Consider the following 21,832-nt stretch of genomic DNA (forward strand, 5'->3'; position numbering starts at 1 on the left):
CTCGGTTATCGAGGTCATACAAATACCCTGGGCACGTGAGTACCCCCACACACCGTCGCCTGGAGCAGCACGCCGGTGAGCTGTCCACTGCTGCCGTGCACCAGATGGAGACGTCCTACCAGTGGTACCAGGAGCTGTCGGCGTCGGACCGGTCGTGGGTGGGACTGGTCGCGCAAGCGGGCATCGCGGCGTTCATCTCCTGGCACAGCGATCAGTCGGAGGCGCCGTCGGTGGCCACCGACGTCTTCGGCAGTGCCCCGCGTGATCTGATGCGCACCGTCACCCTGCGGCAGACGCTCGACCTGGTCCGCACCGTCATCGACGTGGTCGAGCAGCACGTCGGCATGCTCGCGGCACCTGGCGAGGAGACCCGGCTGCGCGAGGCAGTGCTCACCTACTCCCGCGAGATCGCCTTCGGCGCGGCGCAGGTGTACGCCGCTGCCGCCGAGAGCCGCGGCGCCTGGGACGCGCGCCTGGAGTCCCTCGTGGTCGACGCGATCCTGCGAGGTGAGGCCGACGAGTCGCTCACCTCGCGGGTATCGGCCCTGGGGTGGGACGAGGTGCACGACATCGTGGTCGTCGTGGGCACAGCACCTGCCGGTCCCGGTGCCGAGACAGTGGATTCGCTGCGCAGAGAAGCTCTACGACGCGACCTGCCGCTGCTCGCCGCGGTCCAGCGACGACGGCTGATCGCGATCATCGGCGGGGTGGACGACGTCCTGGCCGCCGTCAGCGCCATCACCTCGCAGTGGGCCGACGGCCCGGTCGTCATCGGGCCGAAGGTGCCGCACCTGTACGCCGCCGGCCGCAGCGCGCGCGCCGCGCTGGCCGGGCAGAGCGCCGCACCTGCATGGCCCGAGGCGCCGCGACCCTGTCTGGCGGACGAGCTGCTGCCGGAGCGGGCCCTCGCCGGTGACACGCGGGCGCGGCGCCGCTTGGTGGACAAAGTCGCGCACACGCTGGCCGACCACCCGGCGCTGCACGAGACCGCCACCGCCTACCTGGACCAGGGCAGCCTCGAAGCCACCGCGCGCCTGCTCTTCGTGCACCCCAACACGGTGCGCTACCGCCTCGGCCGGATCCACGGCCTCACCGACTGCGACCTGACCCGGCCGCGCGAAGCCTTCACGGTGCGGCTCGCCCTGGCCATCTCGCACCTACCGGACTTGTAGCAAACCTCCAAAACCAGGGGGGCAACTTGGTCCAATGGGCACCCAGGATCCCGCGCCCCGTCGCGGCACGATGAACGAGTGCTAGCGATCGTGTGCCCCGGACAAGGCTCGCAGACCCCAGGATTCCTCGCCCCGTGGCTGGAGGTGCCGGGCTTCCCCGAACGACTCGCCTGGCTCTCCGCGGTGGCCGGGATGGACCTGGTGGCCCACGGGACCACCTCCGACGCCGAGACCATCAAGGACACGGCCGTCGCCCAGCCCCTCATCGTGGGCTCGGGGCTGCTCACCCTGCTGGCTCTCTTCGACCATCCCGCCGACGGCTTCCGCCTCGTCGGCGCGGGCGCCGGCCACTCGGTCGGTGAGATCACCGCGGCCGCCGCGGCCGGAGTGCTCTCCGCCGAACAGGCCATGGTCTTCGTACGCGAGCGTGGCGCCGCGATGGCCCAGGCGAGCGCCGTACGACCGACGGGCATGAGCGCCGTCGTCGGCGGCGACCCCGACGACGTCCGGGCGTCGCTGGCAGCACACGGACTGACCGCTGCGAACATCAACGTCGCGGGGCAGGTCGTCGCTGCGGGCACCCTCGAGCAGTTGGCCGAGTTGAAGGCCGCTCCCCCGGCCAAGGCGCGCGTGATGCCCCTGCAGGTCGCCGGGGCGTTCCACACCGAGCACATGGCGTCGGCCGTCGATCGCCTCGCCCACTTCGCGGGCGCCATCTCCACCCACGACTCGCGGATCCCGTTGGTGAGCAACAAGGACGGCCAGGTCGTGCACCAGGGCCGTGAGGTGCTGAGCCGGATCGTGTCCCAGGTCCGCAATCCCGTCCGATGGGATCTGACGATGGAGACGCTGGCGTCCATGGGCGTCACCGGACTGATCGAGATCCCGCCGGCGGGCACGCTGGTGGGCCTCGCCAAGCGCGGCATGCCGGGTGTGGAGACGCTGGCGCTCAAGACGCCCGACGACATCGACAAGGCGATCCGGATGGTCGGCGAGCACGGCGAACCCCACGACGGCGGCATCGCGCCGTCCTGGCGGCTGGTCATCTCCCCGAGCAAGGGCACGGTGGCGCTCGACACCAGCGCCGTGGGCACGACCGTGCATCCCGGCGACACGATCGCGCAGGTCACCACGCTGCGGGACAGTCACCCCGTCCTCTCACCCCACGGCGGTCAGGTCATCGAGTGGCTGGCCGAGGACGGTGACCCGGTCGCGCCCGGCCAACCTCTGCTGCGCCTGCACCCGACGGGCACCGGACGATGAGCGGTCCCGTCCCCAAGGGCACCGGCATGCTGCAGTCGTCGGTCGGTGCGCGGTACGCCGGGATGCTCGGGATCGGCGGCTACCGCCCCGAGCGGGTCGTCACCAACGACGAGGTCTGCACCTGGATCGATTCCTCCGACACCTGGATCCGTGAGCGGACCGGGATCATCTCCCGCCGCTGGGCGAGCGAGGAGCAGACGATCGTCGACATGGCCGCCGAGGCCGCCGCTCCGGCGCTGGAGATGGCGGGGATCACCGCCGACCAGCTGAGTGCGGTCATCGTCGCCACTGTCACCCACACCATGCAGACGCCCGCCGCAGCACCGATGCTCGCCACTCGCATCGGTGCGAAGGACGCCGCGGCGTTCGACATCTCGGCCGCGTGCGCCGGCTACTGCCACGGCGTCTCGCTCGCCTCGGACATGGTCCGCGGCGGAAGTGCCGAGTACGTCCTGGTGGTCGGCGTGGAGAAGCTGTCCGACATCACCGACAAACGCGACCGCGGATCGGCGTTCATCTTCGCGGACGGCGCCGGCGCTGCGGTGATCGGTCCGACCGAGACCCCGGGGATCGGCCCCACCGTGTGGGGCTCGGACGGCGAGAAGTGGGAGGCCATCTCCCAGCGGGTCCCCTGGGACCGAATCGTCGCCCTGCAGCTGCAGGAGGCGACCACCGGGGAGCCGGCGGACTGGGTGGGAGCCGGAGCCATCGACGCCACGGAGGCCTCGACGCTCAAGATGTCCGGCCAGACCGTCTTCAGGTGGGCCGTGTGGTCGATGGCGCCGGTCGCGCAACGGGCCATCGAGGCCGCAGGCATCACCGCCTCGGACCTGGACGCGTTCATCCCGCACCAGGCGAACATGCGCATCACCGACGCCATGATCAAGCAGCTCAAGCTGCCCGCGGACATCCCCGTGGCCCGCGACATCGCCGAGACGGGCAACACGTCCGCGGCGTCCATCCCGCTGGCGACCGAGCGGATGCTGCGCGAGGGGGAAGTGCCCCACGGCGGACTGGCCCTGCAGATCGGCTTCGGCGCCGGACTCGCGTACGCCGCCCAGGTCGTCCGACTGCCCTAGGCACAGCACCACCACACAGACACCCGAGGCTCGGCGGGAAATCCGGGTCAGCCCAGATGAAAACCGTTGTAGCAAAGCCCAATCAAAGGAGAACAGCATGGCGCAAGACGAGCAGCAGGTCCTGTCCGGACTCGCGGAGATCGTCAACGAGGAGACCGGGGTGGACGCGGCCGACGTGCAGCCGGACAAGTCCTTCACCGAGGACCTCGACATCGACTCGCTGTCGATGATGACGATCGTGGTCAACGCCGAGGAGAAGTTCGGCGTGACCATCCCCGACGACGAGGTCAAGAACCTCACCACCGTCGGTGACGCCGTGAAGTACATCCAGAGCGCCCAGGGCTGACCAGGACCTTCCGGGTGGCCCGTCGAGACGACGGGCCACCCGGACCGGTCGCATCCTTCGAGCGGCATTTCGAGCAGCACTGATCATCAAGGAGTTTCATCCCATGACCGCAGACCGGCGCATCGTCGTCACCGGACTCGGTGCGACCACTCCCCTGGGTGGCACCATGACGCAGACCTGGGAGGCGCTGCTCGCGGGCGAGTCAGGAGCACGTCCGCTGCCACAGGAATGGCTGGACCGCTACGACCTCCCCGTCACCTTTGCCGCGACCATCAAGCAGCACCCCTCCGAGGTGCTCAAGAAGGTCGAGATCCGTCGGATGGACCCGTCGGCGCAGTACGCGATGATCGCCTCCCGTGAGGCCTGGGCCGACGCCGGCACCCCGGAGGTCGATCCCGAGCGTCTCGGTGTCGCCATCGGCACCGGCATCGGCGGCGTGCACACCCTGCTCGACCAGTACGACGTGCTGAAGGAGAAGGGTCCGCGCCGGATCTACCCCCTGACCGTCCCGATGCTGATGCCCAACACCGCATCCGGAAACGTCTCTCTCGAGCTCGGCGGTCGCGCCGGAGCCCACACCACTGTGTCCGCCTGCGCCTCCGGCGCAGAGGCCATGGGCTACGCCGCCGCGATGATCCGCGACGGCCGCGCCGATGTCGTCGTCGCCGGCGGCACCGAGGCCGCGATCCACCCGCTGCCGATGGCCGGCTTCGCCGCGATGCGCGCGCTCTCACCCCGCAACGACGACCCGACCCACGCCTCGCGTCCCTACGACGTGGACCGCGACGGCTTCGTGATCGGCGAAGGTGCAGGCGTCCTGGTGCTGGAGTCCTACGAGCACGCCACGGCCCGCGGCGCCCGCATCTATGCGGAGCTGGCGAGCATCGGCATGTCGGCCGACGCCTTCCACATCACCGCCCCCGAGCCCGAGGGCGCGGGCGCCTCCCGCGCGATGCTCGAGGCCGTCGAGCGGGCCGACCTGTCGCCGCGCGACATCATCCACATCAACGCGCACGCCACCTCCACCCCGGTCGGTGACATCGCCGAATCGAATGCCATCCGAAGGGCGTTCGGCGACGCGACCGACGACATCTCGATCACGGCGACCAAGTCGATGACCGGGCACCTGCTCGGCGCCGCCGGCGCGTTGGAGGGGCTGATCACCGTGCTCAGCCTCTACCACCGGATCATCCCGGCGACCACGAACGTGGACAACCTCGACCCCGAGATCTCGCTCGACGTCGTGCGCGGGGAGCACCGCAAGCTGCCGGACGGCGACATCGCCGCCCTCAACAACTCCTTCGGATTCGGCGGCCACAACGTGGCCCTGACAGTGAAGAGCATCTGATGACGTCCACCGACCACGCACCCGCCCCGGCCCCCGTCGAGGAAGCGGACCCGCGCGACCCCCTGACCCGGCTCACGACCTTCCTCGACGACGGTTCGCTGCAGCTCATCTCGGCACAGGACCGCAGCGGCATGCTCGCCGCCACCGGCACGGTGCGCGGCGTCCCGACCGTGGTCTTCGCCGCCGACCCCCGCATCCAGGGCGGAGCGCTCGGCGCCGAGGGCTGCGGCGTGATCGTCGCGGCGTACGAGCGTGCGCTGGCTGATGATTCGCCGATCGTGGGCCTGTGGCACTCCGGCGGTGCGCGGCTGGCCGACGGCGTGGTCTCCCTCAACGGCATGGGCGAGATGTTCGCGATCATGACCCGCGCATCGGGCAAGATCCCGCAGATCTCCGTGGTGCTCGGCGCCGCGGCCGGCGGCGCGGCGTATGGCCCGGCGCTGACCGACATCGTCATCCTCGGCCCGGACGGGCTGATCTTCGTGACCGGGCCGGACGTCGTACGTTCGGTGACCGGTGAGAACGTCACCGCCGCCCGGCTCGGCGGCGCCGAACCGCACGGCCGCCGTTCGGGCGTGGTGCACGTGGCCACCGAGACCACCGAGGAGGCCTACGACCGCGGCCGGCAGATGGTCAGCCTGCTGTCCGACCAGGGCCGGATGGACGTGCCGTCGGTGCAGGACCGCGACCTCGCCGCGACCTTCCCGGAGTCGGCCAAGCGCGCGTACGACGTGCACCCGCTCATCGCGGACGTGGTCGACGACGTCGAGGACTGCGTCGAGCTGCACCCGCGCTGGGCCCCGTCCATCGTGACCACCCTCGGTCGCCTCGGCGGCCGCACGGTCGGCGTGATCGCTAACAACCCGCTGCGCCTCGGCGGCTGCCTCGACGCGACGTCCGCGGAGAAGGCCAGCCGCTTCGTGCGGATGTGTGACGCGTTCGGCATCCCCCTCGTGGTGCTCGTGGACGTGCCGGGCTACCTGCCCGGTGTCGGCCAGGAGTGGGACGGCGTCGTACGACGCGGCGCCAAGCTGCTGCACGCGTTCGCCGAGGCCGTGGTGCCCCGGGTGACGCTGGTAACCCGCAAGACGTACGGCGGCGCGTACATCGCGATGAACTCCCGCTCGCTCGGTGCGACCCGGGTCTTCGCCTGGCCGACGGCGGAGGTTGCGGTCATGGGCCACGTCGCCGCCGTGCGGATCCTGCACCGGCGCCGCCTCGCGGAGGTCGACCCGGCCGAGCGCGTGACGGTCGAGAACGAGCTGGCCGAGGAGCACGCGGTCCTCGCGGGCGGTCTGCCGCGCGCGGTCGAGATCGGCGTGGTCGATGAGGTCATCGAGTCGACCAGCACCCGCACTGCTCTCGCCACCGCCATCGCGGCAGCCCCGCAGCGACGCGGGGAGCACGGCAACATCCCGCTCTGATTTCGCACCCCTCCGTCGAGGGGTCCGGAAAACGGTCGAGGGGTGGCGATATTTCGCCACCCCTCGACCGTTTCGCTACCCCTCGATGAGCAGGTGGCGCCAGGTCAGGACACCCGGTGCAGCCAGCGCACCGTGGCGCCGTCTCCGGCGTACCGGAAGGGCTCCAGCTCCTTGTCCCACGCGGTCCCGAGCAGCTCGGCCATCTCGGCACGGAACACCTCAGGGTCTCCCCCGCACTCCGCGAGGGCCGACCGGAGCCGGTCCTCGTGGATGACCGCGTCCCCCGACGTCGAGGTCCAGGTGTGGTGGATCCCGAGATTCGGGGTGTGCGCCCAGCGTGAGCCGTCGACTCCGGGGCTGGCTTCCTCGGTGACCTCGTATCGCACGTGGTCCCAGCCCCGCAGCGTGCTGGCCAGCCGGGCGCCGGTGCCCGGATCGGCCATCCATGACAGCTCGGTGCGCACCATGCCGGACGCGACCGGCTGCGCGGTCCATTCGAGCGCGACGGACTGGCCCAGCACGCTCTCCAGCGCCCAGGCGATGTGCGGGCACAACGCGGTGGGGGCCGAGTGGATGAACACGACCCCGCGCGCGACGGCGCGACTACCTGCCACGGACATCCGAGCCTCCTTCACCATGAGGGACGTCTTCCCCAACGACCTACGGTGAAACGAGCCGACGGCATGCGTGGCGTACTGCAGATTCAATTGCCGCTCATTGTGCCCCATTCGTCACATGAGCACCAGGTTTAACGTCTGATCGTTCTCCGGCGGTCACGGCGCCGAATCGGGCACGTTCGGCGACGCGGCGTACGCCTGGATGGGGGTCATCGCGATGCCGTTGATCTGCACGGTCGCCACCTGGGCGACCTGTGCGCAGCCCACCGCCTTGTCGACGGTGGTGGCGTAGTCGGTGCCGCTGCTGCTGGCGCCCGTGGTGGGCGTCGTGCCCTCCCCCGGCGTCGTGCCGCCGCTCGGCGACGGGGTCACGCTCGATGAGGATCCCGGCGTCGATGAGCTGCCACCCGTCGGGGTCTTCTCCGGCGAGGCGGTGAGCGACGTGTCCGACTTGATTTTCGCGAAGAGTGCGGCCGCGTTGCTCGCCGGCAAGACCTCGGCCTGGTTCTGCGGGTCGGGGATGTTCGGCATCGTGGTGAACGTGATGCGCTTACTGGGGATCTTGTTCAGCTCCTTGGCCAGCCCGGTGAGCTTGCCGATGTCGCCCAGACCGTTGTCGACCGTGACTGCCTTGGTCGCCGCGTTCGCGAGGTCGTAGAGACGGACCGGGTTCGCCAGGGTCGACGCGCTCTCCATCTGACGCAGCATCGCGGACAGGAAGAGATGCTGGGCCACGGTGCGACCGATGTCGCTACCGTCGCCGAAACCGTGCCGAGTCCGCAGGAACTCCAGGGCCGACTTGCCCTTGAGGGTGTGCGAACCCTTCTTGAGCTTCAGGTGGGAGTAGGTGTCGTAGACGTCGTGGTTGACGCACACGTTCACTCCGCCGACCGCGTCCGACATCGTGACGACGCCGGAGAAGTCGATGACCGCGAAGTGGTCGATCGGCACCCCCGTCAGGTTGTGCACCGTCTGCAGCGTGCAGCTCGGGCCGTACTGCAGGGAGCTGTTGATGCGCTCCTGATGTGCGGCGACGGGCTGCCCGGTCGCTGGGTCCGTGCACTCGGGGATGTCGACCACAGTGTCTCGCGGGATGCTCATGATCGTGGCGTTGCTGCGGTCGGCGGAGATGTGCACGAGCATCTCGACGTCGGCGTTCGCTGCCAGCGACGTGGCGCTCTTCCCCGACGCGGTGCTCGTCGATGCCTGACATCCCCCACCGATGGCGCAGTCGGCCGAGCTGCCTCTGGTGTCGGACCCCATGACGAGGACGTTGATCGGGGCGCGGCCCTTGGCGTCTGTCGTCTCGGTGCCCACCAGACCCTTGGGGATCGCGACCGTGCGGATGTTGCCGTTCAGGTGATGTACGACGAGCGCGCCGGCCGCGACGATGACGACCATGACCGCGGCCAGACCGAGCAGGATGCGCCGCCTCAGATGGGTACGCCGCAGCGCGGCCCGCTCAGCCGCCGCGGACCGATTGCCGGTGGCGCCGGCGGGCCGGCCCTCTCGCGGTGCACCGCTCGGCCCGCCCGCCGACTCACCGCGGGGGCGGGGCAGCCGCGCGCCCGGCCCCTGGGCGTGCGGTCCCTTGCGTCCGTCGTCACTCATCGGCGACCCACCGCCGTCGGCAGTGGGTCAACGAGATGTCCGCGTAGGCGCGGGCGGGAGATCATGAATGCGGTGCTTCCTGGCAGAGGTCGATGAGCAGTGGCGTGAGCCCTGGGCACGATAACCATCGAACCTTTCCGTGGCTCTCAGGTTGGCGGCGGTTCGCGAACGCTTCGTGCGCGATGCCGCGGGACTACGCAGGAGCGAGCGTGACAGGGCTCACTCCCGACCCCCTGTACGCCCGCCGTGCGCACCCTGAGCACGGCGACCGCGTTCGGTGCCCCGCCGGGTAGGGTGCGTGCGCTGGGGGCGGTAGCTCAGCTGGTCAGAGCAGCGGACTCATAATCCGTCGGTCCTGGGTTCAAGCCCCAGCCGCCCCACTCGGATGCGCGCGCAGAGCAGATCCCACCTGCGCGTCGGGCTGTCAGCAGCCGTCGCTGCCGGCTGGCGTCACCGTGTCGGGCGCCGAGCCGGAGACGGCGCGGTTGTACACGGCGAACACCTCGGACGTGAAGGACGAGCTGTAGGACGTGTAGGAGTAGCAGCCACCCTGGTGCAGGCCGCCGATGACGCCGCGGACCGCCTTGAGCTGTGAGCCGGGGATGGCGGACAACCACGGGCTGCCACTGCTGCCGCCGACGTAGCCGTCACAGTTGAAGGCGGGATAGCCGTCGGTGAGATAGGTCGGCACGGTACAGCTGACGGGTCGGCTGGCACCGCCGTTGTAGGCCACATCGGTGATCTCGGTCCCGGGTTGCGGAGCCGTGGAGAGCACGTTGCCGCCGGTGAGGTCCTGCACCTGCACAGTTCGCCAGCCATGGCGCTGCCCCGCGACCTGCAGGATCGCGTAGTCGTACTGCGTGTCGTGCACGCTCTTCCAGCGCGGTGCGACGTAGGCGCGCTCGACCTTCCACACGCCGTACGGCGCCGGCCGGAGCGCGGACATCCCATCGTAGGCGGGCACGAACAGCCACCCGGCCGCGGTGCCCGATACGCAGTGGCCGGCCGTCAGCAGCAGGTCATGGGTCGGGCTGGCGATGACGCTCGCCGTGCAGCTGTGCCGTCCGGGGAATCCGTCCGTGAAGAGCGTTCCGACGGTGGGTACGCCCGGGGAGGTGCTCGCCGTCGGCGTCGTGGCGCGTGCGGAAGGCACGGAGGACGCGGCGGACGCCGGTGCGGTCGCCGCACCGAGCACGGTCCCCGCGGCGCCGAGCCCGGCCGCGATCGTTGCGATCACACGCTTCATCGGTGTGCTCCTGTTCAGGTACACGGGCGGCCGCCCCGCCTCGGGCTGCCCCCGAGGGCAGTCGGGCGTTGTCATCGAGCAGTGGGCATGACGAGGCGAGTCTCCCGCAGACTGCGGCCGAAGCGTGGGAAATGGGCAGGTCGATCGCGCCTGAAATCGCGAGGAAGAGTTCTCGATGCCGGCTTGTCCGCCGTGACGCACGTCGCGACCGAGTCGTCGATGTGGTGGCCGACCAGCCCATGTTCCGGGCTGCTGCTCGGCGGTTCGCGCGGGCGCTCAGCCCTGCGAGGCCTTGCTCTCGTCGGTGGACTCGGTGATGCCGAGGCCATGCTTGTTGCCGGTGCTCAGGATGCCCGAGAGCGTGCTCTCCAGGGTGGTCAGCGATCCGTAGTCACCGCTGGTGATCTTGCCTTCGAGGTTGGTGAGACTGGTGACCGCGCTCTGGATCGGCGCGGCCAGGTCCTTGCACAGGGTCGGGTTGGCCTCGATGTTCTTCTTGGCGTTGTTCATCAGATGCAGGTCCAGCCCGGCCACCGCGGCGCCCTTGACGACCGCCCGGATCCGGCCGTGGGAGCCCTTGTGGAACGTCCCAGCCTTGTACGGCTTCCAGATCCAGCGGTGGAATGTGCCGACGGTCAGGCCGATATCGGTGACGAAGCGGGTCTTGGCGAACGAGCGTGTGTTGGAACTCGGACAGCTCGCGGCCGCATTCGTGGGGCTCGCCGCTGAACTGGCGGCGGTGCTCGAGCCGCTGGAGCTCGTGCTCGACGCGGCCGAGGAGCTGGTGGAGGAGTCGGCTGCTCCCCGGACGACGACGACGACCCGGAGCTCGAGTTGTTGCAGCCGGCGACCAGGGCGAGGCTCAGGAGGGCCGGCACGGCGACGACGCGGGAAAGAGGCATGATCAGCTCCCTGTTCGGCCAGGACTTGTTCGAACCGCACTGCAAAGGTGCTTCGGACGTTAGAAGTCACCCCTGAGCGAAAGCTGCGAACCGAGCGGCCGGCCGGTGGCGATCCGGGCCCGGGGGCACAGACCGGTTCGCTCGTGGTGAGCACCCACTGCGAGCGCGGGGCTAGACCCGCCGAGTCGATCGGTGCCGTAATGACGCGGAGATGTCCGGTCGGTCTACCGTGTCGTTGGTGACGGCCTCCTGCCGAGGCCTGATGTCCGGTCATCATCCTGACCGGGTCGCATGAAAGGTCCAGCAGTCGTGAAGCGTCGACTCACCACATCCCTCCTCGCGGCGCTCATCGCCGTCCCCGCCACCCTGGCCGTGTCGGCACCGAGCGCCCGAGCCGCAAGCACCCTCCCGTCGATGTCGGTGGCCCCCTACGCGCTCCTGCCGACCAAGACCGCTCTCTGGGTGAGCGTGCCGTCCGGCACGGTCGTGACGGTGCGGCACTCGGGCGGCTCACTGATCGGATCCAGCACCTCGGTGACAGGCCACGCCCTGCTCGTCCTCTGGCAGCCGACCGGGTCGCGCAGCTCGTACGTCGTCACCGCGCCGGGCTACGCCCCGTCGACCGTCGAGGCAAGTACGTCGGCCACGTCCTTGGCAGGTGCGCTGTGGCGAATGACCAACAAGCGCAACGCGTTGCCGTCGACCTACGCGCCGTCAGGGCTGCAGACGGTCGGCTCGCGCCAGCTCACCGCCAGCGCGGCGACCGCCGTGAGGCAGCTCATCGCCGGTGCCGCGGCCGCGGGGCTGACCACGGGCGTCAACAGCGGGTACCGCTCCTACGCATCGCAGCGCGCGCTCTACGACCAGGACGTGAAGCAGTACGGGCAGAAGGTGGCCGACAACCTCGTTGCGCGCCCGGGGTTCAGCGAACACCAGCTGGGCCTGGCCGCCGATCTCACCAATGCCCCGTGCACGAATGCGTCATGCACCACGACCACCGCCACGGGTCGGTGGATCGCGGCCAACGCGTGGCGGTACGGCTTCATCCTCAGCAACGCGGTGGGGAAGACCGCAATCACCGGATGGCAGTCCGAGCCGTGGCACGTGCGATACCTCGGCACTCCCCTGACCGCCTACGTGCACGCACGGCAGATCGTGACCGAGGAAGACCTGTTCGGACTGCCGGCCGCCCCGACGTACTGATCCCGACGCGCCGGGATCGGCACGTCGGGATCGGGGATGGTGGGGGTCGAAGCTCAGACGGCGACGTCCTCTTCCAGTTCCTCCTCGGTGGCGGAGTCCAGCCGACCGGTGGAGCGGTCGACGTCCGCGCCGGTCGCCGTACGACGCGCACGGCGCTGCTCCACGGCGTACCCGAGACCCAGGCAGGCGATGCCGAGCACGAGCCATCCGAACAGGATCGCCAGCGGACCGCCGAGGCCGACGGCCGGGAAGTAGAACATCCGGCGCAGCGTCTCCACGAACCCGGCACCGATCCAGAAGTGGTGCAGCCAGCCGAAGAACGCCGGCTGCAGGACGGGTGAGAAGACTCCCCCGGAGCTCGTGAAGTTCAGTGCGACGAAGACGGCGGAGTAGAGCAGCGTGTTGAACCGTCCGACCAGCGGGTGCAGTCCGACGCCGACGAACATCACGGCCGCCGTGTAGAGGATCGACAGACCCCAGACGGCCGGGACGTGACCGCCGAACATGTCGTAGCCGAAGTGGGCGACTGCGAGCTCGGCCGTCGAGAGCACCACGGCGGCACCGGCGGCAAGGCCGACGCGGTCCCGGAAGCGCCGGGAGGCGGCTGCCGCACCGATGGCGATCGAGGTCGCGTAGGCGCCGACGGTGAGCGCGACGAGGAAGAAAAAGCCGTTCTGACCGATCGGGTCGCCCGCGGTCACGGGTGCCACGTCCTTGACCGACAGCGGCACTCCCTGTTTGAGAGCAACCGGCGAGAAGACCTGTGTCACCACGGTCTTCGTGCTGTCCGAGGCGGCCGACCCGGTCAGGAGGACTGCCTGGTGAGCTCCGGGCACGTACGCGCCGGAGAGGTCGAGCTGCTGGATCTCGCGGGTGGCTTCAGCCGTGTTCGGCACGACCCGCACCGTCGCCGCGTCACCGACAGCATGCTGCAGCGCGTCGGCGATCGGCTGCGCCTGCTGCGTCGTCCCCACGACGGCCAGCGGCACGTTGTGAGGTGCCGGCTTGTGGAAGCCGCCGAGGTACGCCGCCGCCATCACCAGGCCCATCACGATCGGCACCAGCACATGGGACAGCACCGTCTTCATCGGCACCACCTGCTGCGGTCCGCTCACCTTCACCGTTCTCCTCCTACTACCGTCCGAGTCTGAAGTTGGTAGATGCAACTTCTATGTCTATAGTATGCCTATGGACACGGGGAGCAAATCGCGCGACGAGCCATTACGGGTCGTGCTCGTCGAACTACGTTCGTTTGCAAGGAGATTGCGGCGCGAGTGGAGCACCAACGTGCCCGAGATCACATTCGCGGAGGCCACGTTGATGTCCGCGGTCACCGCACGACCACACCCGACCGCAGTCGACGTGGCGGCCGATCTGCAGATCGACAAGTCCACGGCGAGCCGGCAGATCGCCGTCCTCGAGCAGCGAGGACTCATCGAGCGGGAGGCCGCTCCCGGTGAACGCCGCGCGCAGTGGCTGAGGCTCACCCCCGAGGGCCGCCACATCCTGCAGCAGTCGGACACGGTGCGGATCGAGGCGATCCGGGACCGCGTGGGTGACTGGACGGACGCCGAGGTGACCCAGTTCGCCGAGCTCCTGCGGCGGTTCAACTCGCGCCCCAGCTGACCGTCAGCGTCCGCGATCGGCAGACTGGGCATTTCGTACTTCCCAGATGGCACACGTGTCCCATCCGTATCGCACCATGCGCAGTCGGCGGGTGGGGGCGATCGGTGAGGTGTGGACAACCCATGAAACCCACACCGCGGAGGAGGGGATGTGGATAACCTCAGTTCGAATACTCAACGTTCGCAGATGTATTCGCCGGATTACCCGTTGCATCCTGGTTCGAACACGCGTATGATCCATGGTATACGGACGACGTGAGGATCAGCAGCTCGAGGAGGGGCCATGGCGCAGTCGACAAGAGACACGCAGGCGCCCGCCGCGCCGGGAGCGGGTACCCGACTGATGGGCCTGCTGAGTGAGTTCAAGACCACGTTGGACGAGTGGCCCGGTGCGCTGTACCAACTGGATGAGACCGAGCTGGGCGAGGTCGTCGGTTCGATGCTGCAGATCGGAGCACGGGGAGAGAACGTTGCCGCCCTAGCGACGGCGGACGCCCTCGGTCGGGGCACGGTCGCCAACTCCACCGCGACCGGGGCACCGGCCTGGGTCGCCCAGCAGGCCCGCGGTGTCGACCCCGTCGTCGTGCGCCGGGTCGGAGCCGTGGGGGTGGACTGCGCCGACCCCCGCAACACCGTCGTCGCCGACGCCCTCGCGAGCGGGGCGGCGACCGTCCCGGTGGCGGCGGCCGCGCTGCGGGAAGTCCCCCAGATCCTGCCGCAACTGCCCTGCGCGGATCGCGACGACCTGCTCGGGCGGTACCTGTCGCTGAGCAGCTTCGGACCCCGCGCCCTCCGCGAGCTCAGCACCCGGATCCGCGGCGAATACGCCCCCGAGCACCTCGTCCGCGATGAAGAACGACAGCAGGACTGCGAATCGGTGTACTGGGCCGACCTACCCGGTGGACTGACGAGGTTCGTCGCCGAACTGTCCGGCGGGCACGCCGCCGCCGTCAAACACGCCCTCCGCGCCCTGTCCGCGCCGACACCGCAGCCCTGCCCGGACGCACAAGACCTTTGCAGCCCTGACCGTGACTTGCGGACACCGGCCAAACGCCGCGCCGACGCCCTGGTGCGGCTGATCGACACCGCGGCCGGCGCGCTGGACGGCGCTGCACCGCGGCCGGTCGGGGAGCTCGGCGGGACCGCGAAACTCCTGGTCACCCTGGACTACAACACTCTGTACGAGGGGCTCCGGGAGGTGGGCCACCTCAGCGAACACGATTCGAACGACAGCAAATCCGCACCGACGTACCTACCTGGCATCGGAATGACCACCGACGGTGACCACCTCGACGCGGGCACCCTGCGCAGGCTGGCCTGCGACGCCGACCTCATCCCCATCGTCTTGGGTGGGGAGTCCGAACCATTGGACGTCGGCCGCGCGAAACGCCTCTTCACCGGAGGCCTGCGGACCGCGATCATCCACCGAGATCAGCACTGCACCTTCCCCGGCTGCGACCGACCACCCGACTGGTGCGACGCCCACCATGTCGTGCCCTGGTGGGCCGGCGGCCAAACCAACGTCACCAACGCAGCACTGCTCTGCGCCCGTCACCACACGATCGTGCACCGCGACCTGCTCACCGCCACCGTCACTCAGACCGGCGTCATCTGGGACCTCACCCCCGGGCTCATGCCCAGCCGACCCGGCCAGCACCCAGCAGCATGACGGAGCGCCGCCGGACCGAACGACCCGCCGCAGCTTTTCCATCCACCCGCCCGTCGAGGTGGTCGGGCAGAGCAGTCGTACAAATCACCACGCTGCCACCGTCCATGTGGCCACATCGGCACTAGACGGCATCGCCCTCCGCGACGGCGCCGGAGACGGGCAGCTCGTGCGCGGCAACACCGGACTGGCCGTCCTGCACGTCACGCCGGCTCGCCGCGAGATAGGCGACCAGCACCACGATGAGCAGGGTGAGCGCTCCGGTGACGACGCCGTCGCCGTACCCCAGGCCGGCACCGAACGAGTGCGGCTTGCCGAACCAGTCGGCGAAGGACGCCCCCAGCGGGCGGGTGAGGACGTACGCCGTCCAGAACGCCGCGATGGCACCCAGCCCGAGGCGCCACGCCAGTAGTACCACGAGGATCGCGGCCCCGAAGAGCACACCGGACGCGAAGAACCCGAGATGCATCGTGGTCGCGGTCAGGTCACCGGCGGCGGTCCCGAGGGCGAAGGTGAGCAGCACGGTCACCCAGTAGTAGGTCTCCCGTCGCTTGGTGGTGATGCTGTGGATCGACAGCGTCCCCTCGCTGCGGTGCCACCGGTGGAGGACGAACGCGAGCGCCAGCGCGTAGACCGCCGTGGTGACCGTGTACGGCAGCGCCAGGACGATGTGCAGGCCGTCGGCCACCATCGTGCCGAACAACGCGACCATCGCGACCGCGAACCAGTACGTCCACGCGCGGTAGCGGATGCTGCGCAGCTGCCACGTCATGCCCAGCGCGAAACCTCCGACCCCGAGCACACCGGCGAGGACGAGGCTTATGCCGCCGAACCAGTCGGACGCGGCCTCCCCCATGCCAGTGGTGAGCACCTTCACGACCCAAAAGAGTGCGGTGATCTCGGGGACCTTGGCGGCGATCGGATCGGGCCTGCGGAGGACGGTCGGTCGCGTACGGGGCTGCGGTGTCGGCACGCGGAGAAGGTAAGCGGCACCGACTGAGAGATCACTGGGTGATCTCTCAGTCGTGCGGAGCCGCCGGAAGCACCTGCGGGGCGCCGATCAGCCAGGCGAGCAGCGTCGCTGTGATCGACTGCGCACACAGCAGACCCACCAGGACGACGATCTGGAAGCGAGCGGCGCTCTCGGCGCTGGCTCCGCCGAGCAGCGCGCCTACGAAGGCGCCGGGCAATGTCACCAGACCCACCGTGCGGGTCTGGTCCAGGGCGGGCACCAGCGCCTCGTAGACCGAGGTGCGCGCGACGTCCCTCGCCGCCTGTCGCGGTGTCGCGCCGATGGACAGCCACGCCTCCACCTCGTCGCGGCGATCGTGCAGCCCGCGCGCGAACCTGCGCCCGGTCAGCGTGGCCACGGTCATCGCGCCGCCGATGACGATCCCGCAGACAGCGACCAAGGTGCGTACATCACGGGTCAGCGTCGGCATCCCCACGATGATGGCGACCGCCACGGACACCCCCGCGCCGATCGAGGCGACGACGGCCCGCATCGCGTTCAGCTGGCCTCGCAGACGACGTCCGGCCGTCCAGCACGCCACCGTGAACATCACTGCGATCACAGCGATCACGGTGATCGGCGCCGCGAAGACGCCGCGCAGTGCCAGTGCGATGAGGGCCAGCTGCACGACCGCCCGCGCGGACGCGGTCACCACGCCGCGGACGTGTGGGATCGCGGCCTGTCGCAGCACGACGCACGCGATGGACAGCAGCAGGATCAGGCCGAGCGCGAGTCGCCCGTACTCCCCCACGTACGTACCCGGCGTACCCAGGACGAGGTGTGGCAATCCCTGCAGGGTCTGCAGGGTCATGCGGCGATCTCAGCCGATGCGCAGGCGCACCACGCGAAGATGGTCCGGTGATCCGGTTCCCGCGTGGCATCCGCAGCCGCCTGACGATCCTGGCGGCCGTCGTCACAGCGCTGCCGCTGCTGATCGGTGTCCTGGTGGTCGCCAACCTGCTGCAGCGGTCCCTGACCGCCAACCTGCAGCACGAGACCCAGCACACGGCTGCCGCGGTCACCTCGGCCGTCTCCCGGTCGGGGCCGTCCGGTGTGGCGGGAACGACGTCGAGCGTCAGCCCGGGCACCACCGTGCACGTCTTCGGCTCCGACGGTCGCGTGGTGGCGGAGTATCCCCGCGAGAGTCGCTGGACAGGCGAGGTCGTCCCGGGCGACGGCACCATCGTCCGGGGCAACAAGGGCTACTGGCTGCCCGGTGATCTCGATCAGCCCCTCAGTGTGCAAGCACGCACGACGTACGGCGGGCAGCAGTTCACGATCCTGGTCCAGGCGTCGCAGGAAGCGCAGCACGAAGCGGTCAGCGAGGCGGCCAAGCTCGTCCTGATCTGCATCCCGTTCCTCGTCGGTGGGGCGGCCGCCCTGGCGTGGGTGCTCACCAGCCGGACGCTGCAGCCGGTCGAGGCGATCCGGCGGCAGGCCGAGCGCATCACGGCCCGCAACCTGGACGAGCGCCTGCCCGTCGGACCGGCGAAGGACGAGGTCGCGACCTTGGCCACGACAATGAACGAGATGCTGCACCGGCTCTACACCGCGCAGGAGTCGCAGCAGCGGTTCGTCGCGGACGCCAGTCACGAGCTGCGCTCCCCCGTCGCGACGCTGCAGGCCGCACTGGAGATCGCCGCCACCGACGGCCACCGGGTCTCGACCGAGAACGCCGGTCTGATGCGCCGCGAAGCGGACCGTCTGCAGGAGCTGATCGACGGGTTGCTGCTGCTGACCCGCAGCGACAACAGGGGTCTGGTGCTGCGCGATCGCGACGTCGACCTGGACGACATCGTCTTCCACCACGCCACCCGGCTGGCGTCGACGACCGATCTCACGGTGGAGTCGCAGCTCTCTCCGGCGCGGCTGCAGGGCGACCCCGAGCGACTCGACCAGGTCGTGCGCAACCTGACGGACAACGCGGCCCGGCACGCCCGCTCCTGGTTGCAGGTGCAGACGGTGGCCGGCGACGACCACGTGCTGCTCACGGTGGGCGACGACGGCACGGGCATCGCGGAGGAGGATCGCGCACGCGTCTTCGAACGTTTCGTGCGCCTGGACGAGAGCCGCACCCGCGAGGTCGGCGGCTCCGGGCTGGGACTCGCGATCGTCCGGGAGATCGTGCGCGCGCACGGCGGGACCGTGCAGGTCGATCGCAGCGCGCGCGGCGGGGCGCAGTTCACCGTGCGGTTGCCCTATACGTCGGCGACGAGGCGGTAACCGACGCCGCGCACCGTCTCCAGGGTGTGCAGGTCGAAGGGTGTGTCGATCTTGCGACGCAGGTAGCCGATGTAGACCTCGACGATGTTGCCGTGGTCGGCCAGCGGCAGATCCCACACGTCGTCCAGGATCTGCGACTTGGTGAGCAGCTGCCCCGGGTGCCGCATGAAGAACTCCAGGAGCGCGAATTCCCTCGGCGTCAGATCGATCTCGCTCTCCGCGCGGTGCACCCGGTGCTGTGCGGAGTCCAGGCGCAGTCCGCCGACCCGCAGCGGCGCGTCCACCCCGGCACCGCCGCGCCGGGCCAGCGCGCGGAGCCGGGCGACCAGCACCACGAAGCTGAACGGCTTGGTCAGGTAGTCGTCGGCCCCGAGCTCGAACGCGTCCGCCTGATCCCACTCGCCATCCTTGGCCGTCAGCATCAGGATCGGCGTCTGCGCGTCGTGCTCGCGGATCGCGCGCACCACGTCGTACCCGTTGAGACCGGGCATCATGATGTCCAGGACGATCACGTCGTACGCCGTCTCGCGCGCCCGCCAGACCGCGTCCCTGCCGTCGTGCACGGTGTCCACGGTGAAACCGCGTTCGCGAAGTCCGTTGGTGACGACGGTGGCGAGGCTCTGTTCGTCCTCGGCGAGCAGCACGTGGAGGTGGGGCACCGTCACATCCTGGACCCACGCGGCAACCGGGCGCCGTCGAAACGACCACGGACCCGATCTTCGACCGGCCGCAGCAGACCGGCCGCGAGCAGGACCGCGCCACCGGCGATGAGCGGAGACCCCACCACATCCCCGAGGTAGTGCGCACCCAGCAGCAGTCGGGTCAGGCCGACCAGCGCGATCAGTGGGATGCCGACCAGCAGCACCCACGACCGGACGGCGCGGTTGCCGCGCACGGCGACCGCCGCGCCGACCACGATGCCTGCGGCGAGAGCGGTGTGACCGCTGGGGAAGCTGTCGGCGCCGTGCTCCACGACGAGCGCGTGGATCGCGGCGGTCGGTGGCCGGTGGCGGTGGAAGGCCACCTTGCACACCGTGACCGAGAACCAGCCCACGATCGCCAGTCCCAGGAACCAGGCGGCGGTGCCGCGATCGATCAGCCACCACAGGACAGCCGCGAGTGCGAGCAGCAGGAACGGCCCCACCAGGGGCGAACCGACGACGTCCACCAGTCGGGCGAGCGCGACTCCGGCGACGTTGCGGTGCCGGGACAGGTCTGCATCCAGCGCGTATTCGCCGGTGTGCCGCGCACCGGTCGAGGTCACCCAGACGCCGATCAGCAGACCGAGAGCCACCATCGAGGCGCCCCACGCGACGAGCCTGCGGTCGATACGCTCCGGCGCGGGGCCGGGGCGTCGACGAGCGGGGACGAGGAGCAGCACCCCGTCAGATTGCCCCCGTGCCCCTGTGGGGCACCTGAGCATCGTCAGGACGACGGCCGACGACCCGGAGGGGCGCAGGTCAGGTGACCCGCAGCTTCGCCTCGTCCAGGCTGCCGTCGATGATCTCGACGGCGACACGCGATAGCGGCCGGCCGTTGCGGCGGGCATACGTGCGCATGGCCGCGAAGGCGTCGAGCACGGACACGCCGTGGCGTGCGGCGAGCATGCCCTTGGCCTGCTCGATCACGACGCGGCTGTTGAGCGCCCCCTGGAGCTGCTCGGCGAGGATCTGCTGCTGCTGTACGGCGCGTTCCTGCAGCAGTCCGATGGTGGCGATGTCCGCCAGACCCTGGCCCAGTGCAACGTCCGCATTGGACAGATCGCCGGGTCTCGCCAGGAAGAGGTTCATGGCGCCGATCACCTCATCGCGCAATCGCATCGGAATGGCGTGGACCGAGGTGAAGTTGCCCGCCCGTACGGCGGCACCGAATGCCGGCCAACGCTCCTCGGCCGTTGCGGGGTCGATGTTGGTGACCGGCTTGCCCTCGCGATAGGCATCGAGACAGGGGCCCTGATTGTGCTGCAGTTCGAACAGTTCCAGGGTGCGCGTCTCGTCCGATGAGGCGGCGAGCAGGTGCAACTCCCCCGCTGGTCGGCCAGCATCAGACCTGCTGCGTCCGCGTCGAGGAGTTCGACGGTCGTACTGGCCAGAGAATGCAGGAAGTCGATGACGTCGAACTCTGCCACCAACGTATCGGCCAGATCGACGAATGCCTCGACGAGGCGTTCCTGGGTGACCATGGGGGGCCGCCTTTCATGCGGGGTACGCGGTTCGATGATCTCACTCATGAGTCCTCGCCATCCGGCTCGAAGCGAAGGTTTCCGGAGACGACGTCGCGTGCGAGGTCCACGATGCTGCGTCCGTCGCTGTAGGCCCGGGCGCGGAGAACGAGCAGCGCCTCGGCGAGACCCACTGCGGCCTGGACGGCGATCATGCCGGTCGCCTGATGCACCTCGGGACGGTTGTGGTGGGTCAGCAGCAGATCGGGGTGCAGTTCGCCCTGATCGTTCATCTGCTCCTGCAGGTAGAGCAGCAACCTGGTGGCGGCGTCGCTGAAGGAGAGGGCGTCCCGGAAGGTCTCGGAGCTGAGCGGACCGGGGACGTCGCGGTAGAGATCGAGCACACCCAGGCGGATCGCACCGACCTGCAACGGGAACGCGAAGATCGCCTCGATGCCGGCCTCCAGCACCGCGGGCCCGAACGCCGGCCACCTCGCGGACGCGGTCTTGCGCAGGTCGGGTTGCAGCACCGGACGCATGGCGGCCGATGCGTCGACGCATGGCCCCTCGCCAAGGTCGAACTGCAGGTCCTCCATCGTCTTCGCCAGCCCGTCGGTGGCCGCGACCAGGCCCTCCGGACCGCGCTCACTCATGAGGGCCAGTCCGACGCCGGTGACCTGCAGTGATGTCGCGCAGGTGGCGCAGAGGGCCTCCGGAAGGGTCGCCCTACCGTCGACGGTGCTGGCGGTGGACTGCAGGTCGGCCAGGATGCGCTGCACCTTGTCCATCTGCACCCCGGTCTTCTATCGGCGTCATCTGTTCCGGTCGAACCGACGCCAAGGACCGGGGTCGTCACTACGTGCCCCGGAGACTAGTCCGCTCACTATGTTTTGTCGTGGCTCGGGTGGGTCCTTCCTGGATCAACGGTTGACAC

General features: G+C 69.6%; 21 protein-coding genes and 1 tRNA gene. 11 read left to right on the forward strand and 11 right to left on the reverse strand.

The genetic code is table 11. From position 1 onward, the window contains the following. The first annotated feature begins 35 nt into the window (after positions 1-35). The 6 genes from LVQ62_RS14195 (at position 36) to LVQ62_RS14220 (ending at position 6,632) form a co-directional block, all read left to right on the forward strand. A complete protein-coding gene (locus LVQ62_RS14195) occupies positions 36-1,172 on the forward strand; it encodes a CdaR family transcriptional regulator (RefSeq protein WP_233762539.1) in 1,137 nt (378 codons plus the stop codon). Between the two features lie 78 nt (positions 1,173-1,250). Further along, the gene (locus LVQ62_RS14200) at positions 1,251-2,435 is read left to right on the forward strand and encodes an acyltransferase domain-containing protein (protein ID WP_179480169.1); all 1,185 of its coding nucleotides are present in this window, start codon (positions 1,251-1,253) and stop codon (positions 2,433-2,435) included. After that, positions 2,432-3,514 carry a beta-ketoacyl-ACP synthase III gene (locus LVQ62_RS14205; protein ID WP_233762541.1) on the forward strand — a complete coding sequence of 361 codons (1,083 nt, stop codon included), beginning with the start codon at positions 2,432-2,434 and terminating at the stop codon, positions 3,512-3,514. The genes LVQ62_RS14200 and LVQ62_RS14205 overlap by 4 nt, the downstream gene beginning before the upstream one ends. 97 nt (positions 3,515-3,611) lie before the next feature. Next, entirely contained in the window at positions 3,612-3,860 is a 249-nt protein-coding gene (locus tag LVQ62_RS14210; RefSeq protein WP_233762543.1) for an acyl carrier protein, read from the forward strand. Between the two features lie 103 nt (positions 3,861-3,963). Then, entirely contained in the window at positions 3,964-5,208 is a 1,245-nt protein-coding gene (fabF, locus tag LVQ62_RS14215) for a beta-ketoacyl-ACP synthase II (RefSeq protein ID WP_179480162.1), read from the forward strand. After that, a complete protein-coding gene (locus LVQ62_RS14220; RefSeq protein WP_233762545.1) occupies positions 5,208-6,632 on the forward strand; it encodes an acyl-CoA carboxylase subunit beta in 1,425 nt (474 codons plus the stop codon). The genes fabF and LVQ62_RS14220 overlap by 1 nt, the downstream gene beginning before the upstream one ends. 104 nt (positions 6,633-6,736) lie before the next feature. Here LVQ62_RS14220 and LVQ62_RS14225 read toward each other — a convergent pair whose 3' ends face one another. Both LVQ62_RS14225 and LVQ62_RS14230 read right to left on the reverse strand, forming a co-directional pair. Then, positions 6,737-7,252 (reverse strand): DUF3145 domain-containing protein, encoded by a 516-nt coding sequence (locus LVQ62_RS14225; RefSeq protein WP_179480158.1) that lies wholly within the window; start codon positions 7,250-7,252, stop codon positions 6,737-6,739. 153 nt (positions 7,253-7,405) lie between these two features. Further along, positions 7,406-8,860, reverse strand: coding sequence for an LCP family protein (locus LVQ62_RS14230; RefSeq protein WP_233762547.1), 1,455 nt, complete (start codon positions 8,858-8,860; stop codon positions 7,406-7,408). 306 nt (positions 8,861-9,166) lie between these two features. On the opposite strand from LVQ62_RS14230, the gene LVQ62_RS14235 reads away from it, so the two are divergent. After that, a tRNA-Ile gene (locus LVQ62_RS14235) sits at positions 9,167-9,240 on the forward strand. 44 nt (positions 9,241-9,284) lie between these two features. Here the strand turns inward: LVQ62_RS14235 and LVQ62_RS14240 are convergent. Both LVQ62_RS14240 and LVQ62_RS14245 read right to left on the reverse strand, forming a co-directional pair. After that, positions 9,285-10,106, reverse strand: coding sequence for a serine protease (locus LVQ62_RS14240; protein WP_233762549.1), 822 nt, complete (start codon positions 10,104-10,106; stop codon positions 9,285-9,287). Between the two features lie 276 nt (positions 10,107-10,382). After that, complete coding sequence (locus LVQ62_RS14245) at positions 10,383-11,048, reverse strand: hypothetical protein (protein ID WP_233762551.1); 666 nt, start codon at positions 11,046-11,048, stop codon at positions 10,383-10,385. Positions 11,049-11,317: 269 nt separating this feature from the next. Here LVQ62_RS14245 and LVQ62_RS14250 point away from each other — a divergent pair, with 269 nt between their 5' ends. Beyond that, positions 11,318-12,211: a M15 family metallopeptidase gene (locus LVQ62_RS14250; protein ID WP_233762553.1), complete on the forward strand. Its 894-nt coding sequence runs from the start codon at positions 11,318-11,320 to the stop codon at positions 12,209-12,211. 53 nt (positions 12,212-12,264) lie between these two features. Here LVQ62_RS14250 and LVQ62_RS14255 read toward each other — a convergent pair whose 3' ends face one another. Next, positions 12,265-13,326, reverse strand: coding sequence for a hypothetical protein (locus tag LVQ62_RS14255; protein WP_233762555.1), 1,062 nt, complete (start codon positions 13,324-13,326; stop codon positions 12,265-12,267). A gap of 172 nt (positions 13,327-13,498) precedes the next feature. Here LVQ62_RS14255 and LVQ62_RS14260 point away from each other — a divergent pair, with 172 nt between their 5' ends. Further along, positions 13,499-13,837 (forward strand): MarR family winged helix-turn-helix transcriptional regulator, encoded by a 339-nt coding sequence (locus LVQ62_RS14260; RefSeq protein ID WP_233762557.1) that lies wholly within the window; start codon positions 13,499-13,501, stop codon positions 13,835-13,837. 282 nt (positions 13,838-14,119) lie between these two features. After that, positions 14,120-15,505 (forward strand): HNH endonuclease signature motif containing protein, encoded by a 1,386-nt coding sequence (locus LVQ62_RS14265; protein ID WP_233762559.1) that lies wholly within the window; start codon positions 14,120-14,122, stop codon positions 15,503-15,505. Between the two features lie 121 nt (positions 15,506-15,626). Here the strand turns inward: LVQ62_RS14265 and LVQ62_RS14270 are convergent, their stop codons facing one another. Together LVQ62_RS14270 and LVQ62_RS14275 are read right to left on the reverse strand one after the other, a co-directional pair. Further along, positions 15,627-16,475, reverse strand: coding sequence for a hypothetical protein (locus tag LVQ62_RS14270; RefSeq protein WP_233762561.1), 849 nt, complete (start codon positions 16,473-16,475; stop codon positions 15,627-15,629). 46 nt (positions 16,476-16,521) lie between these two features. Then, positions 16,522-17,325 (reverse strand): ABC transporter permease, encoded by an 804-nt coding sequence (locus LVQ62_RS14275; RefSeq protein ID WP_233762563.1) that lies wholly within the window; start codon positions 17,323-17,325, stop codon positions 16,522-16,524. 47 nt (positions 17,326-17,372) lie between these two features. On the opposite strand from LVQ62_RS14275, the gene LVQ62_RS14280 reads away from it, so the two are divergent. Next, positions 17,373-18,737 (forward strand): cell wall metabolism sensor histidine kinase WalK, encoded by a 1,365-nt coding sequence (locus LVQ62_RS14280; protein ID WP_233762566.1) that lies wholly within the window; start codon positions 17,373-17,375, stop codon positions 18,735-18,737. Here the strand turns inward: LVQ62_RS14280 and LVQ62_RS14285 are convergent. The 4 genes from LVQ62_RS14285 to LVQ62_RS14300 form a co-directional block, all read right to left on the reverse strand. Beyond that, positions 18,713-19,396 carry a response regulator transcription factor gene (locus LVQ62_RS14285; RefSeq protein ID WP_179480140.1) on the reverse strand — a complete coding sequence of 228 codons (684 nt, stop codon included), beginning with the start codon at positions 19,394-19,396 and terminating at the stop codon, positions 18,713-18,715. The two genes, LVQ62_RS14280 and LVQ62_RS14285, sit on opposite strands and share 25 nt — an antisense overlap. 2 nt (positions 19,397-19,398) lie before the next feature. Then, complete coding sequence (locus tag LVQ62_RS14290; protein ID WP_233762568.1) at positions 19,399-20,118, reverse strand: phosphatase PAP2 family protein; 720 nt, start codon at positions 20,116-20,118, stop codon at positions 19,399-19,401. Between the two features lie 79 nt (positions 20,119-20,197). Beyond that, positions 20,198-20,758 (reverse strand): GAF and ANTAR domain-containing protein, encoded by a 561-nt coding sequence (locus LVQ62_RS14295; protein ID WP_233762570.1) that lies wholly within the window; start codon positions 20,756-20,758, stop codon positions 20,198-20,200. Positions 20,759-20,963: 205 nt separating this feature from the next. Further along, on the reverse strand, positions 20,964-21,692 hold the full coding sequence (locus LVQ62_RS14300; protein ID WP_233762572.1) for a GAF and ANTAR domain-containing protein: 729 nt from the start codon (positions 21,690-21,692) through the stop codon (positions 20,964-20,966). Positions 21,693-21,832: the final 140 nt, after the last annotated feature.

This window comes from Allobranchiibius sp. GilTou73 (genome assembly GCF_021391335.1).
Taxonomy (GTDB): Bacteria; Actinomycetota; Actinomycetes; order Actinomycetales; family Dermatophilaceae; genus Allobranchiibius; species Allobranchiibius huperziae.